Source organism: Aromatoleum tolulyticum (genome assembly GCF_900156155.1).
GTDB lineage: Bacteria > Pseudomonadota > Gammaproteobacteria > Burkholderiales > Rhodocyclaceae > Aromatoleum > Aromatoleum tolulyticum.
Window position 1 is genome coordinate 160,024 of record NZ_FTMD01000003.1, and the last position, 15,308, is coordinate 175,331.

Sequence of the window (15,308 nt, forward strand, 5' to 3'; positions counted from 1 at the left end):
ACAACCTTCAGATCCGATCAGAGCTTGGCTTCGCGAGCCAGCAGCGCTTCGATCGTCACTCCAATTTCAGCTTCGCCGCCGAAGACCGTACCGAGCTTCTTCTTGTTTACATGGTCCAGAGCAATTTCATACGCCTTGGCGGGGAGCGGAACGTACTTCACCTCGGTCGCGAGCTTGCTCGCGTTCTTCAGATAGTAGGTCACGAAATCGCGGACTTCGGCCTTTTCCAGCGACTTTTCCGCAACGTAGATGAAAATCGGACGCGACAGCGGATTGTACGAACCGTCGAGCACCGCTGCTGCACCGGGCTGAACAGGCTTGCCTTCCTTATTCACGATCGGCACGGCCTTGAGCTTGCCCTGGTTTTCCGCGTAATACGCATAACCGAAGTAGCCGATGGCGTTGACGTCGCGGGAGACACCCTGCACCAGCACGTTGTCGTCCTCGGAGGCAGTGTAGTCGCCACGCGAGGCCTTCGCCTTGCCGACGATCGCCTCCGTGAAGTAATCGAAGGTACCCGAATCGGACCCTGCACCGAAGAGCTTGAGCGGCGCGTCGGGGAAGGACGGATCGACCTGTTTCCAGCTGGTGATGGTGCCTTGCGCACCCGGCTCCCACATCTTCTTCAACTGCTCGACCGAAAGTTGCTTGATGAATGCATTCTTCGGGTTCGCGACGACGGTCAGGGCATCGAAGGCGACCGGCAATTCGACGTACTTGATGCCGGCTTGTGAGCAGGCCTCCATTTCCTTCTTCAGAATGGGACGCGAGGCGTCGGCAATATCGATTTCGCCGCGGCAGAACTTCTTGAAACCGCCGCCGGTTCCGGAGATGCCGACCGTAACCTTCACTTCACCTTTCTTCGAGGACTGGAAGTCCTCGGCGACTGCCTCGGTGACCGGGAACACCGTGCTCGAACCGTCGATCTTGACCATCGACTGGGCATGCGCGGCCTGCGCGCCCAGAACGAGGACGGCGGCTGCGAGAGCAGTCTGCTTGAAACCCGACATAGTGAATCTCCAGTGAATGAACTCTGTCATTGTCCGAACCGGATGCACCGACACGAGCCGACAGGCCCGGCAAATCGCTCTGCCACGCGGACGCATCCCGAAGTGCGCACACTTTAGTTGCAGCACATTTCAGGAATGTGACAGTTCATATACGGGGATTAACACTAGCCTGCCGTTGCCCTCTCGATGCAATCGGCGATCTGGCGCGCAAGAAGGTCGACCTCGACGCCGTCCTGCCCTTCCACCATGACCCTCAGCAGCGGTTCGGTGCCCGACGGACGAAGCAGCACACGACCACGGCTTCCCAGCCGTGCCTCGGCGTCCCTGGCCGCCGAGGCAATTCCCTTGTGCGCCTGCCAGTCGAATCCGGCCGGAAGCTTCACGTTGATCAACGTCTGCGGGTAGAAGACGAGATCCGCGCAAGCTTCAGCAAGGCCCCTTCCCGTCTGCTGCAAGGCGGCGAGAACCTGCAGGGCGGAGATGATGCCGTCTCCCGTGGTATGGCGGTCGAGACAGATGATGTGGCCCGAGTTCTCTCCGCCCAGCTTCCAGCCCTTCTCCTGAAGCGTCTCGAGTACGTAGCGGTCGCCGACCTTGGCCCGGGCGAAAGGAACCCCTAGCCTCGCAACCGCGTGCTCGAAGCCGAGATTGCTCATGAGGGTACCTACTACGCCATCGAGACGCCCCTGATCCCTTTGCGCAGCTGCGATCACGTACAACAGCTTGTCGCCATCATAGAGTTCGCCGCGCGCGTCCACCATCATCACACGGTCCCCGTCGCCGTCGAGCGCGATACCGAGATCCGCATTGTTGGCGATAACGGCGGAACACAGGTGCTCCGGCGAGGTAGCCCCGCAGCCCTCGTTGATGTTGAGCCCGTTGGGCTCGACGCCGACCGAAACCACTTCGGCGCCGAGTTCGTGGAACACGCTCGGTGCGATGTGATAGGCCGCGCCATTGGCACAGTCGAGGACGATCCTCAGGTTGCGCAGGTCGAGCTCGTTCGGGAAAGTGCTCTTGCAGAATTCCACGTAACGGCCAGCGGCATCATCGATGCGCCGAGCCTTCCCGAGCCTGGCTGACTCCGCGCAGCCCATGGATTGATCCACGCGCGCTTCTATCTCCATCTCGACGGCATCGGGCAACTTGCTTCCGTCGGCCGAGAAAAACTTGATCCCGTTATCGTAATAAGGGTTGTGCGAAGCGGAGATCACCACGCCGGCCTGCAGCCGCAGGGCGCGCGTGAGGTAGGCCACGGCCGGTGTCGGAACCGGCCCCGCGAGCAACACGTCGACTCCGGCAGCGGCAAGACCCGCCTCCAGGGCAGCCTCGAGCATGTAGCCGGAAATACGGGTGTCCTTACCGATCAGCACCGCCGGCCGCTCGCCGCGTGGCAGTTGCTCCCGCCCGACGATCGTGACGCCTGCGGCGTAGCCCAGGCGCATCACGAAGTCGGGCGTGATCACGGATTCGCCTACTTTGCCGCGAACTCCGTCGGTACCGAAATATTTGCGCGCCATGACTGCTTCCGATTGCAAAAGGCGAATTATCGCATCCGCAGCGGTCGCGGAGACAGCTGCCAATCAGGAAGTTCCGAACCGTACCGCCTCCCAGACGGCAACGGCGTCGCGCGTCTGCGCCACGTCATGAACGCGGACGATGCGCGCCCCGCGCTCGATGGCAATCAGGGCAGCGGCGACGCTTGCCACGGTCCGATCCCCAACGGAACGTCCGGTAATGGCACCCAACATCGACTTGCGCGACACGCCGATGAGCAGCGGATATCCCGTCCCGAGGAAGCGGTCGAGCGCACGCATCATGGCTAGATTGTGCTCAAGCGTCTTGCCGAAGCCAAAGCCGGGATCAAGAAGGATGCGCCCCCTGGCGGCCCCGTGAGCCTCCAGCGCGCGCACCTGCCGAGCGAGAAAATCCATCACGTCGGTTACCACATCCTCGTAGCGGGGAGCGGCCTGCATGCTGCGGGGTTCGCCCTGCATGTGCATGACGCACAGCGCGGCATCGGATCCGCTCACAGCCTCGATCGCTCCGGGCGCGCGAAAACCGTTGATGTCGTTGATCAGGCTCGCCCCCGCGGCCAGGGATGCACGCATGACTGCGGGCTTTACCGTATCGATGGACACGGGAACCGGCCAATCAGCCAAGCGCTCGACAAGGGGAATGACCCGATCTAGCTCCTCCTGCTCGGAGACGGAGTCGGACCCCGGACGAGTCGATTCACCCCCGATATCGAGGATATGCGCGCCGGCCGCGACTGCATTTTCGCAGCGCCGCAGGGCAGCATCGATGTCGTGCCCGAGCCCATCTCCGCTGAACGAATCGGGCGTGGTGTTAATGATGGCCATGATGCGCGGGCGGTCGAGATCGATGTCGAACCGGCCGCACTTGAGAACCGCCATGTGTTCTTTCTCCTGAAAAAGAATCGGGCCGACTCTCGTCGGCCCAATTAGGGGTGCGTCAAGGCCCGATCGGATCAGGCGACGGGCGCTGCCGCAGTCGGCGCCGCACCAGGCGCGTCGTCGTCCCGCGATCGCCGGATCGCCTGCGAAGTGGGCTTCGGCGCGCGCGGAGGCTGACCCGCCATGATGTCGCTGATCTGGTCCGCATCCAGGGTTTCCCATTCGAGGAGCGCCTTCGTCATCGCCTCGATCTTGTCGCTGTTTTCCTCGATCAGGCGGCGTGCCAGAGCGTACTGCTGATCGATGATGCGACGGATTTCGGCATCCACCTTCTGCATCGTGGCTTCCGATACGTTACGGTGAGTGGTGACCTGCCTGCCGAGAAAGATTTCGCCCTCTTCCTCACCGTATACCATCGGGCCGAGGTTGTCAGACATACCCCACTGGGTCACCATCCGCCGCGCGAGATCTGTAGCGCGCTGGAAGTCGTTCGACGCTCCGGTAGTCATCTGCTTCATGAAGATCTCTTCGCAGATCCGCCCCCCGAACAGCACGGCGATCGTCTGCAACAGGCGCTCGCGGTCCTGGCTGTAGCGATCGGTCTCAGGCAGCTGCATCGTCACACCCAAGGCGCGGCCACGCGGAATAATCGTGACCTTATGCACCGGATCGGTCTTGTCGAGCAGCTTGGCGACCACTGCGTGACCTGACTCGTGGTAGGCGGTGTTGCGGCGCTCTTCTTCCGGCATGACCATCGAGCGGCGCTCCGAGCCCATCATGATCTTGTCCTTGGCGCGCTCGAAGTCTTCCATGTCAACCAGACGCTTGCTGCCGCGCGCAGCGAAAAGAGCTGCCTCATTGACGAGGTTTGCAAGGTCGGCACCGGAGAAGCCGGGCGTGCCGCGGGCAAGGACGACCGGCTCGACGTCCGGCGCGATCGGAACCTTGCGCATGTGCACCTTGAGGATCTGCTCGCGGCCACGGATATCCGGGAGCGGCACGACGACCTGGCGGTCGAAGCGCCCGGGACGAAGCAGGGCCGGATCAAGCACATCGGGCCGGTTGGTGGCGGCGATCACGATCACGCCGGTCTGCCCCTCGAAGCCGTCCATTTCGACCAGCAACTGGTTAAGCGTCTGTTCACGCTCGTCGTTGCCGCCGCCCATACCGGCGCCGCGCTGCCGACCGACCGCATCGATCTCGTCGATGAAGATGATGCACGGGGCGTGCTTCTTGGCCTGCTCGAACATGTCGCGCACACGCGCCGCACCGACGCCGACGAACATTTCGACGAAATCCGAACCGGAGATCGAGAAGAAGGGAACCTTTGCCTCGCCGGCGATGGCCTTCGCGAGCAGCGTCTTGCCGGTACCGGGGGATCCGACCATCAGGACGCCCTTGGGGATGTGGCCGCCGAGCTTCTGGAACTTGGACGGATCCCGGAGGAAGTCGACGAGTTCCGATACCTCTTCCTTGGCCTCATCACAGCCGGCGACGTCGGCGAAGCTCAGCGAGTTCGCCGACTCGTCGAGCATGCGGGCCTTCGACTTTCCGAACGAGAACGCGCCGCCGCGGCCACCCCCCTGCATCTGGCGCATGAAGAACACCCATACGCCGATGAGCAGGAGCATCGGGAACCAGGACACGAAGATGCTCATCAGGAAGGACTGCTCTTCCTCGGGCTTGGTCGCATTGACGGCAACGCCCGCGCGGATCAGGTCCGACACCATCCAGATATCCTGCACGCCGGGCGTGTAAACCGTGATCTGGCGGCCTTCCTGCGTAGTTGCACGCACGAGCCGGCCGTCGACCGTCGCCTTCGCGATGCGCCCGGCCTTCGCCTCCTCGAGGAATTGGGAATATTCCATCGTGTTGGTAGAAACCTGACGCGAATTGAACTGGTTGAACACCGTCATCAGGACGACGCCGATGACCATCCAGATCGCGAGATTCTTGAAGAGATTATTCAACTTCTTTCCTTATGAGCCCATGGGGGCAGCGAAACATTGACCCATTCTAGTGGCGAACGTTCCGCTGCGTAAACCAATGGTCACGATCGAAACAGACAATCGACGCGGAAGGCTCGGCTCAGTCGGGCTTGCGCCTCAGACCCAGGAGATACACTTCGGCGCTGCGGTCTCGCGAGGCCTTCGGCTTGCGCACCTGAAGCGAAGCGAAATGGCGCTGGATCTCGCTACGGAACTCCATGAACCCGGCGCCCTGAAACACCTTGATAAGAAAGTTTCCGCCGGGTTTCAGATGCCGTGCCGCGAAATCGAGGGCCAGTTCGCCGAGATGGATGGAACGCGCCTGATCCACCGTGTCGATACCGGACATATTGGGGGCCATGTCCGAAAGTACAAGGTCTACCGGCTCACCCGCGAGTCGGCTTTCGAGTTCGGCCAGCACGGAATCCTCCTGAAAGTCGCCCTGGATGAACTCCATGCCAGACAACGGCTCGACGGGAAGCAGGTCGAGCGCAAATACCCGCCCGGCCCTGCCGACGCGCTGCAACGCGATCTGCGTCCAGGAACCCGGAGCCGCGCCGAGGTCGACGACGACCATGCCCGGTCGCAGGAGATGGTCCTTGTCATCGATCTCCATCAGCTTGTATGCGGCACGCGAGCGGTAGCCTTCGCTCTTCGCACGCTGCACGTAGGAGTCGTTCACGTGCTCGTGCATCCATGCCTTGCTGGTCTTGGTCCTAGTCATGGGAGTAGAATCCATGCCCCTGAAAGATTTGAGAAAACAATGATCGACCTATCCCCTGCCCGCCGCCGCGAATTGCGGGCCGCGGCCCACCATCTGAACCCTGTTGTCAGCGTTGCGGGCAACGGGCTCACGCCGACCGTCCTGGGCGAGATCGACCGTTCCCTGCAGGCACACGAGCTTATCAAGATCAAGGTTCATGGTACCGAGCGCACCGACCGTGATGCACTGATGCAGGCAATCTGCGCGGAGCTCGACGCAGCCCCGGTGCAACACATCGGCACGATCCTGGTCGTGTGGCGCGAACGTCGCGAAGAACAAGCAGCCGCAACGCCGAAGGCCGCTACCGCGGTGAACGTGCCGGGCGCCGCGAAGGCCAAGTCGGCCCGCGCGTTCGCTGCCGCCGCGCGGCGCACCGCGCTCATCAAGGCCGCGTCGGACAAGAGGCGGCTGGCGGAGAAGCGCACCAGAAACCTCGTTCGCAAGTCGGGGCCGCTCGGCAACAAGTGATCACCCGATTGCGCCGGGGGCAGATGCGGCCCCTTGCGGAATCGCACAACGGGCCGAAGCCCAACCCCCGGCCCGTCTGCTTTCAGATGTAGCGTACTTCGATGATCTCGTACTCGCGCACGCCGCCCGGGGCCTGCACCTCGGCGATGTCGCCGGCGTACTTGCCGATCAAGGCGCGCGCGATAGGAGAGCTGATGGAAATCTTGTTCTCCTTTATGTCGGCCTCGTCTTCGCCGACGATCTGGTAGGTGACTGCCTGCCCGGACTCCATGTCCTCGAGGTTCACGGTCGCACCGAACACACAGCGCCCGTCGGCATCGAGAAGGCGCGGATCGATGATCTGCGCATTCGCGATCTTTCCCTCGACTTCCTTGATCCGACCCTCGATGAAGCCCTGACGCTCCTTCGCAGCGTCGTATTCCGCGTTTTCGGAAAGATCGCCGTGCGAGCGCGCTTCGGCGATCGCTGCAATCACGCTGGGACGATCGACGGTCTTGAGGCGGTGCAGTTCGATGCGGAGTTTTTCCGCACCGTTCACGGTAAGGGGAGTCTTGTTCATGATTGCTTGTTCAGTTCCGCGTGCAGGGACTGCAGGCCGTAGACCTCGAGCCCTTCGAGGTGGCGCATGCCCATGCAGGCGGCGCGGGCACCCTCGATGGTCGTAAACACCGTGAGCTTCGCTGCGAGCGCGCTCGTACGAATGGAACGCGAGTCGACGATCGCCTGGCGCTTTTCCTCGACGGTATTGATGACCATGCTGACTTCGTTGTTCTTGATCATGTCCACGATGTGCGGACGTCCTTCGGTGACCTTGTTGACGACGTTCACGGGAATTCCCGCTGCATCGATCGCCGAAGCCGTGCCACGCGTGGCGACGATACGGAAACCGAGGTCGTGCAGCTCACGCGCGACTGCAACGGCGCCACCGCGGTCGGTCGGCTTCACGCTGATGAAGGCCGTGCCCGATTGCGGCAGACGCACGCCCGCGGCAAGCTGCGACTTGACGAACGCTTCCGCGAAACTGCGACCGACCCCCATGACTTCGCCCGTGGACTTCATCTCGGGCCCGAGGATGGTATCCACCCCCGGGAACTTGACGAATGGGAACACGGCTTCCTTGACCGAGTAGTACGGCGGAACGATTTCGCTGGTGACCCCCTGACTTACGAGGCTCTGCCCCGCCATGCAGCGGGCGGCGACCTTCGCGAGCTGCAGCCCGCAGGCTTTGGAGACGAAGGGCACGGTGCGCGACGCACGCGGGTTCACTTCGAGGACGTAGACGGTCGCATCGTCACCTTCCCCCTGGATGGCGAACTGGACGTTCATGAGACCGCAGACGTTGAGCGCGCGCGCCATCGCCTCGGTCTGGCGGCGCAGTTCGTCCTGCAGTTTCGCGGACAGCGTGTACGGAGGCAGAGAACATGCCGAGTCACCGGAGTGCACACCCGCCTGTTCGATGTGCTCCATGATGCCGCCGATAATGATCTGCTCGCCATCGGACAGCGCGTCGACGTCCACTTCGGTGGCATCGTTGAGGAAGCGATCGAGCAGCACGGGCGACTCGTTGGAGACTTTCACGGCCTCGCGCATGTAGCGCTCGAGATCCTTCTGCTCATGCACGATTTCCATCGCGCGGCCGCCGAGCACGTAGCTCGGACGCACGACCAGCGGGTAGCCGATTTCTGCAGCGAGCCGCACGGCCGCCTCGGGCGTACGGGCGGTACGGTTGGGCGGCTGCTTGAGGCCGAGGTCGTTGAGCAGCTTCTGGAAGCGCTCGCGGTCTTCGGCCGCGTCGATCATGTCCGGGCTCGTGCCGATGATGGGCACGCCGTTTTCTTCCAGCGCCTGCGCACGCTTGAGCGGCGTCTGGCCGCCGAACTGGACGATGACGCCGACGGGCTTCTCGATATGCACGATCTCGAGGATGTCCTCGAGGGTGATCGGCTCGAAATACAGACGATCGGAAGTATCGTAGTCGGTCGAGACGGTCTCGGGGTTGCAGTTGACCATAATGGTCTCGTAACCGTCTTCGCGCAGGGCGAGCGCGGCGTGGACGCAGCAGTAGTCGAACTCGATGCCCTGGCCGATGCGATTGGGGCCGCCACCGAGGACCATGATCTTTTTCTTGTCGGTCGGACGCGCTTCGCACTCGTCCTCATAGGAGGAGTACATGTAGGCGGTCGAGGTCGCGAATTCTGCTGCACAGGTGTCGACGCGCTTGAACACCGGCCGCACGCCGCTGGCGTGACGGTGCAGGCGCACGGCGGTTTCATCCACGCCGAGCAGCTTTGCAATGCGGCGATCGGAGAAGCCCTTGCGCTTGAGCTCGCGCAGTTCGGGTGCCTGGATCGCCTTCAGCGAGCGACCGGTGATGGCCTTCTCGGTCAGGACGATATCCTCGATCTGGGCGAGGAACCAGGGATCGATCTTGGTCAGGTTGAACACCTGCTCCTGCGTATAGCCCTCGCGGAAAGCCTGGCCGACGTACCAGATGCGCTGGGCACCGGGATTCGCGAGTTCGTGCTCGAGGTCGGCACGATCGGTCTCGACCTCGTCGAGGCCATAGACACCCACTTCCAGTCCGCGCAGGGCCTTCTGGAAGGACTCCTGGAAGGTGCGGCCCATCGCCATGACTTCACCGACCGACTTCATCTGCGTGGTGAGACGGTCGTTCGCCTGGGGGAATTTCTCGAAGGCGAAGCGCGGGATCTTGGTGACGACGTAGTCGATCGAGGGCTCGAACGAGGCCGGCGTCGCACCGCCGGTGATGTCGTTCTTGAGTTCGTCGAGCGTGTAGCCGACGGCGAGCTTCGCCGCGACCTTCGCGATCGGGAAGCCGGTAGCCTTCGAGGCGAGCGCCGACGAACGCGACACGCGGGGGTTCATCTCGATGACGATCATGCGACCGTCCTTGGGGTTGATCGCGAACTGCACGTTCGAACCGCCGGTATCAACGCCGATCTCGCGCAGCACGGCGATCGAGGCGTTGCGCAGGATCTGGTATTCCTTGTCGGTAAGCGTCTGCGACGGTGCGACGGTGATCGAGTCGCCGGTATGCACGCCCATCGGGTCGAGGTTTTCGATCGAGCAGACGATGATGCAGTTGTCCGCGCGGTCGCGGACGACTTCCATCTCGTATTCCTTCCAGCCGATCAGCGACTCTTCAATCAGCAGTTCATTGGTCGGGCTCGCCTCGAGACCGCGCTTGCAGATCTCGTCGAACTCTTCCATGTTGTAGGCGATGCCACCGCCGGTGCCGCCAAGCGTGAAGGACGGGCGGATGATGACCGGGAAGCCGATGCCGCCCTGGACCTGCAGCGCCTCTTCCATGCTGTGGGCGATGCCGGAGCGTGCGGAGCCAAGGCCTATCTTGGTCATGGCGTCCTTGAACTTCAGGCGGTCCTCGGCCTTGTCGATGGCTTCGCGCGAGGCGCCGATCAGTTCGACGCCGTACTTCTCGAGCACGCCGTTGCGGGCGAGATCGAGCGCGCAGTTCAGCGCGGTCTGGCCACCCATGGTCGGCAGCAGCGCGTCCGGGCGCTCCTTCTCGATGATGCGCTCGACGACCTGCCAGGTGATCGGTTCGATGTAGGTAACATCGGCCGTACCCGGATCGGTCATGATCGTGGCCGGGTTCGAGTTGACGAGGACGACCTTGTAGCCTTCCTCGCGCAGCGCCTTGCAGGCCTGGGCGCCGGAATAGTCGAATTCGCACGCCTGGCCGATGATGATCGGGCCGGCGCCGATGATGAGAATGCTTTGAATGTCTGTGCGCTTAGGCATTGCCTAACCTCGGTCTTGCGTTGGGGAGCGGCAGCGCGGGCTGCCGCTTGCGAATCATTTGCGCGCTTCGAGCAGCTTGATGAAGCGGTCGAACAGGTAGGCGACGTCGTGCGGGCCGGGGCTCGCCTCGGGGTGCCCCTGGAAGCAGAACGCCGGCACGTCCGTGCGCTCCATGCCTTGGAGGCTGCCGTCGAACAGCGAGACGTGAGTCGGACGCAGGGTCGCAGGAAGGGTGTCGGCGTCGACCGCAAAGCCGTGGTTCTGGCTGGTGATGAGCACCTGCCCGGTATCGAGATCCTTCACCGGGTGGTTCGCGCCATGATGGCCGAACTTCATTTTCACGGTCTTCGCACCGGACGCGAGCGCCATGAGCTGATGACCGAGGCAGATGCCGAAGGTCGGGATGCCGCGAGCAAGGAATTCGCGAATGGCGGCAATCGCGTAGTCGCAGGGCTCGGGGTCGCCGGGGCCGTTCGACAGGAAGATGCCGTCCGGATTGAGGGCGAGCACTTCCGCAGCGGGTGTCTGCGCGGGCACGACGGTGAGCCTGCAGCCGCGGCTCGCCAGCATGCGCAGGATGTTGCGCTTGACGCCGAAGTCATAGGCAACGACGTGGAAGCGGGTTTTCTGTTCGACCTGGTAACCGGAACCAAGGACCCATTCACCCTCGGCCCACTCGACGGCGCGGTCTGCACTCACGACCTTTGCGAGGTCCATGCCCGCGAGACCGGGGAAGGCGCGCGCCTGAGCGATCGCGGCTTCCGCATTGAGCGATGCGCCGTCGGCCGCGGTGACGATACAGCCGGCCTGAGCCCCCTTCTCGCGCAGCACGCGCGTCAGCTTGCGAGTATCGATGCCGGCGATGGCGACCACGTTCTCGGCCTTGAGATAGGCGTCGAGGGTCTGGTCCATGCGAAAGTTGGACGGAAAGATGGGAAGGTCGCGAATGACGAGTCCGGCGGCGTGGACTCGCCCGGACTCGACGTCCTCACGATTCACGCCGGTATTCCCGATGTGCGGATAAGTCAGCGTTACGATCTGGCGGCAGTAGCTCGGGTCGGTAAGGATTTCCTGATAACCGGACATCGAGGTGTTGAATACCACCTCACCAACCGTGCTGCCGGCCGCACCGATTCCCTTGCCGAAAAATACCGTCCCATCGGCGAGTGCTAGTAGGGCGGGCGGGGAAGCAGTCACGACAAACTCCTGAGTTCAGCCGAAAAGACAGGGACAGGCACAACGGGCCTACCCGAACGTGAAAAAAACGGGACGAGCCGCTGATCGGCCAATCCCGCTTGTCTAAACCGCTGAATTGTATCGTTTGGCGCCGTCCGAGGCAACGACGGCGAAGGACGATCGCGACGACTCAGCGAAGCCCGAGAACGTCCTGCATGTCGAACAGGCCGCTCTTTCGCCCGGCCAGGAAACGCGCCGCGCGGACGGAACCCAGCGCGTAGGGCATGCGGCTACCGGATTTGTGCGTGATCTCGATGCGCTCGCCGATGCCGGCGAAGAGAACGGTATGGTCGCCCACGACATCACCACCGCGGATCGTGGAGAACCCGATCGTTTCGGGCTTGCGCTCACCCGTGACGCCTTCGCGCCCGTAGATCGCGCACTCGTCGAGATTCCGCCCGAGTTCGCGCGCAACGACCTCGCCCATGCGCAGCGCCGTGCCGGAGGGGGCGTCGACCTTGAAGCGATGATGCGCCTCGATGACTTCCACGTCGTAGCCTTCATCAAGGATACGAGCGGCCACCTGAAGAAGCTTGAACACGGCGTTGACGCCGACGGCCATGTTCGGAGCGAACACCACGGGGATCTCTTTCGCCGCCGCGACGATGGTCTCCTTTTCCGCCGCGGAGAAACCCGTCGTTCCGATCACCATCGCCTTGCCGAGTTCGCGCGCGATGCCGAGATGGACGAGCGTTCCTTCCGGACGGGTGAAATCGATCACGCAATCGGCCGCGGCGATTGCGGCACGGACGTCGTCCGTGACCATGACGCCGCAGGCGCTGCCGACCAGTTCACCGGCATCGCGCCCGACAAAAGGCGCACCCGCCCTGTCGAAGGCTGCCGCGAGGACGACCTCACTGTCGTTCAGCACGGCCTCGATCAGCATCCGCCCCATGCGGCCGGACGCGCCTGCAATTGCAATACGTAAGGGATTCATTCAAACAGATCCTGTGAGCGGAGCAAACAAGTCTTACTGCTCGGCTGCGGGCGAGATCTCGATCACGCGGGCACGCTCGGTCTGCGCGGCCGCAGCAGCGGCTGGCGCATCACCCGACTGCACGTCGCCGGAAACCCGATCGAGCTTGTCGCCGTCAAAGAAAACGCTGAGGACGCGCTGCTGAGCATCACCGCGCCCGGGGCGGAAGGTATAGACGTAGTCCCAGCGATCGGCATGGAAGACGTCGGTCACGAGGGGCGTGCCAAGGGCGAAGCGCACCTGCTCCCGCGTCATGCCCTTCTTGAGGCGCGTGACCATTTCCTGGTCGACGTAATTGCCCTGGCGCACATCGACGCGATGGGGATTGAGCCGATCGGTCAGGGAGGTAAGGGAACAACCGGCCACGAGGCCCGCGACGGCGACGACCGCCGGAAGAATCAATACACGCATGGATGGAGATCTTGGTCGTTAGCGCCGAACGGCGTATCTTTTTCAGACAAAGGCGAAAAAATATATCATACGTAGCCAGCAGCCACGCTGCCGCGCGAACTGCAAGCCAACAGAGCGACCATGTCAGAGAATTCGCAAAACCTTAAAAATATAGGCCTCAAGGCCACCTACCCGCGTCTGAAGATCCTCGATCTGTTCCAGACGTCGGACCTGCGGCACCTCACCGCCGAGGACGTGTATCGACTGCTGATGGCGGAAGGCATGGACATCGGACTTGCCACCGTCTACCGCGTCCTGACGCAGTTCGAGCAGGCGGGTCTGCTCGAGCGGCACTATTTCGAGTCCGGCAAGGCGGTCTTCGAACTGAAGGAAAGCGGCCATCACGACCATCTGGTGTGCGTGCAGTGCGGCAAGGTGGAAGAGTTCTTCGACGCGGAAATCGAGCGGCGCCAGAACCAGATCGCGCAGGAGCGCGGTTTCGCGGTCCGCGAACACGCGCTGTACCTCTACGTCGATTGTCTCAGGAAGGACTGCCCGAATCGCAAGCTGGGGAGCTGACCCCCTCCGCACGGCTCCCGGAGGCTAGGAAGCCGCGTTCACCCCAAGCATTTCCGCCGCATGGCGGCGCGTGGTGTCCGTGATATTGACCCCCCCGAGCATGCGGGCGATCTCCTCGATACGACCTTCGGTTTCGAGCGGCGTGACGGCACTCACGACCTCGTTGCCGCGGTTCGATTTGGCAATGTTCCATTGCCAGTCGGCACATGCGGCAACCTGGGGAAGATGGGTAACGCACAGCACCTGTCGTTCCCGGCCCAGCCGATGCAGGAGCTTACCGACGATTTCGGCCACACCGCCGCCGATACCGACATCGACTTCGTCGAAAATCAGTGTAGGCGTCGCGGAATCGCGGCTCGTCATGACCTGGATCGCCAGGCCGATACGCGACAGCTCGCCGCCCGAAGCGACCTTGGCCAAGGGGCGCAACGGCTGACTCGGGTTGGCCGCAACACGGAACTCGACGGTCTCGACGCCATGCACCGAGGGTGCGCACGGTTCGAGTGCTACGGCAAACTGACCACCCGCCATCGCGAGCGCCTGCATTGCCTCGCTGACCTCGCGCGACAGACGCTCGGCGGCCGGCCGACGCGCCGCCGAGAGGCGTGATGCTACCTGTTCGTACGCCGCCCTGGCCTGCGCCTCCTGCTCGGCAAGATGGACGGGATCCGCGCGCGCGACCAGTTCCTCGAGCTTCCGCGTCCAGTCGTCGAACAAGGCCGGCAAGCCCTCGGGATCGACTCGATACTTGCGCGCGAGATCGGTCACGGCACCGATGCGGCGCTCTATCTCGGCAAGGCGCTGCGGATCGAGATCCAGCCGGTCGCGATAGCGGCGCAGCGCGTGCAGCGCCTCGTCCGCCTGGATCGCCGCTCCGGAGAGCAGCTCCCGCACATCACCCAGCCCCGGATCGATGTCGGCCATCGCATCGACGCGCACGCTGATGTGCCGCAGCAGGGACGACACTGCCGCCTCCCCTTCGCCCAGCGTTGCCAGGGCCTCGTCCGCCCCTTCCATGAGGCCCGCCGCATGGGCCAGCCGAGCGTGCTCCTGATTGATCTCGGACCACTCGCCGGCATCGAACGCCAGGTTGCGCAACTCGTCGACCTGCCACGCAAGCAATTCGCGTTCGCGCTCGGAGGCGGCCGAATCCTGCTCCGCCGTCCGTCGCAGCTCGACCAGGCGCTGCCACCCGCGAAAGCGCTCTGCAACCTCGCTCGCAAGGGCGCCGGCACCGGCATGGGCATCGATCAGCGCACGCTGGGCATCCCCCCTGAGCAGGGCATGATGCGCATGCTGGCCGTGGATGTCGGCGAGCCAGTCCCCCGCCTCGCGCAACTGCGCCTGCGTCACCGGCACGCCGTTGATCCAGGCACGCGATCGCCCCCCCGCCTCGACGACGCGCCGCAGGATCGCCATACCCTCATCGGCCGGCAGATCCTGTGCGGCGAGCCAGCCCGACAGGCCGCCATCTGCGGGAAGATCGAATTCGGCGGCGATATCGGCCTTGTCGCGACCGGTGCGCACCGCACCGGCATCGGCACGACCACCCAGTGCGAGGCCTAGTGCGTCCAGCAGGATCGACTTGCCCGCGCCCGTCTCCCCGGTAAGAGCCCCGAAGCCCGTCCGGAACTCGAGTTCGAGGCGGTCGACGATCACGAAATCACGGATGGTCAGGCGGCGGAGCATAGGCGTCGC

At 63.4% G+C, this 15,308-nt stretch carries 13 protein-coding genes; 2 read left to right on the forward strand and 11 right to left on the reverse strand.

What is annotated here, in order from left to right; all coding sequences use genetic code 11:
- Nucleotides 1–17 precede the first annotated feature (17 nt).
- The 5 genes from BW991_RS05745 to BW991_RS05765 form a co-directional block, all read right to left on the reverse strand.
- The gene (locus tag BW991_RS05745) at nt 18–1,010 is read right to left on the reverse strand and encodes a PstS family phosphate ABC transporter substrate-binding protein (protein ID WP_076601145.1); all 993 of its coding nucleotides are present in this window, start codon (nt 1,008–1,010) and stop codon (nt 18–20) included.
- A 164-nt stretch (nt 1,011–1,174) separates the two neighbouring features.
- Entirely contained in the window at nt 1,175–2,530 is a 1,356-nt protein-coding gene (gene glmM, locus BW991_RS05750) for a phosphoglucosamine mutase (protein WP_076601146.1), read from the reverse strand.
- Between the two features lie 63 nt (nt 2,531–2,593).
- Nucleotides 2,594–3,427 carry a dihydropteroate synthase gene (gene folP / locus BW991_RS05755; RefSeq protein WP_076601147.1) on the reverse strand — a complete coding sequence of 278 codons (834 nt, stop codon included), beginning with the start codon at nt 3,425–3,427 and terminating at the stop codon, nt 2,594–2,596.
- A 74-nt stretch (nt 3,428–3,501) separates the two neighbouring features.
- Nucleotides 3,502–5,397 (reverse strand): ATP-dependent zinc metalloprotease FtsH, encoded by a 1,896-nt coding sequence (ftsH, locus tag BW991_RS05760; RefSeq protein WP_076601148.1) that lies wholly within the window; start codon nt 5,395–5,397, stop codon nt 3,502–3,504.
- 118 nt (nt 5,398–5,515) lie between these two features.
- Nucleotides 5,516–6,139, reverse strand: coding sequence for an RlmE family RNA methyltransferase (locus BW991_RS05765; RefSeq protein ID WP_076601149.1), 624 nt, complete (start codon nt 6,137–6,139; stop codon nt 5,516–5,518).
- 39 nt (nt 6,140–6,178) lie between these two features.
- Here BW991_RS05765 and BW991_RS05770 point away from each other — a divergent pair, with 39 nt between their 5' ends.
- On the forward strand, nt 6,179–6,646 hold the full coding sequence (locus BW991_RS05770; protein ID WP_076601150.1) for a YhbY family RNA-binding protein: 468 nt from the start codon (nt 6,179–6,181) through the stop codon (nt 6,644–6,646).
- A gap of 82 nt (nt 6,647–6,728) precedes the next feature.
- Here BW991_RS05770 and greA read toward each other — a convergent pair whose 3' ends face one another.
- The 5 genes from greA to BW991_RS05795 all read right to left on the reverse strand — a co-directional run bounded on the left by greA (nt 6,729) and on the right by BW991_RS05795 (nt 13,052).
- Nucleotides 6,729–7,205, reverse strand: a complete 477-nt coding sequence (greA, locus tag BW991_RS05775; RefSeq protein ID WP_076601151.1) for a transcription elongation factor GreA — start codon at nt 7,203–7,205, stop codon at nt 6,729–6,731.
- Entirely contained in the window at nt 7,202–10,429 is a 3,228-nt protein-coding gene (gene carB, locus BW991_RS05780) for a carbamoyl-phosphate synthase large subunit (RefSeq protein ID WP_076601152.1), read from the reverse strand. Before carB ends, greA begins: the two co-directional genes overlap by 4 nt.
- A gap of 54 nt (nt 10,430–10,483) precedes the next feature.
- Nucleotides 10,484–11,626 carry a glutamine-hydrolyzing carbamoyl-phosphate synthase small subunit gene (carA, locus tag BW991_RS05785; RefSeq protein WP_076601153.1) on the reverse strand — a complete coding sequence of 381 codons (1,143 nt, stop codon included), beginning with the start codon at nt 11,624–11,626 and terminating at the stop codon, nt 10,484–10,486.
- 169 nt (nt 11,627–11,795) lie between these two features.
- Nucleotides 11,796–12,602, reverse strand: a complete 807-nt coding sequence (gene dapB, locus BW991_RS05790) for a 4-hydroxy-tetrahydrodipicolinate reductase (protein WP_076601154.1) — start codon at nt 12,600–12,602, stop codon at nt 11,796–11,798.
- Between the two features lie 33 nt (nt 12,603–12,635).
- Complete coding sequence (locus BW991_RS05795) at nt 12,636–13,052, reverse strand: outer membrane protein assembly factor BamE (protein ID WP_076601155.1); 417 nt, start codon at nt 13,050–13,052, stop codon at nt 12,636–12,638.
- A gap of 120 nt (nt 13,053–13,172) precedes the next feature.
- Here BW991_RS05795 and fur point away from each other — a divergent pair, with 120 nt between their 5' ends.
- On the forward strand, nt 13,173–13,610 hold the full coding sequence (gene fur, locus BW991_RS05800) for a ferric iron uptake transcriptional regulator (RefSeq protein WP_076601156.1): 438 nt from the start codon (nt 13,173–13,175) through the stop codon (nt 13,608–13,610).
- Between the two features lie 24 nt (nt 13,611–13,634).
- Here the strand turns inward: fur and recN are convergent, their stop codons facing one another.
- Nucleotides 13,635–15,299 (reverse strand): DNA repair protein RecN, encoded by a 1,665-nt coding sequence (gene recN / locus BW991_RS05805; protein ID WP_076601157.1) that lies wholly within the window; start codon nt 15,297–15,299, stop codon nt 13,635–13,637.
- Nucleotides 15,300–15,308: the final 9 nt, after the last annotated feature.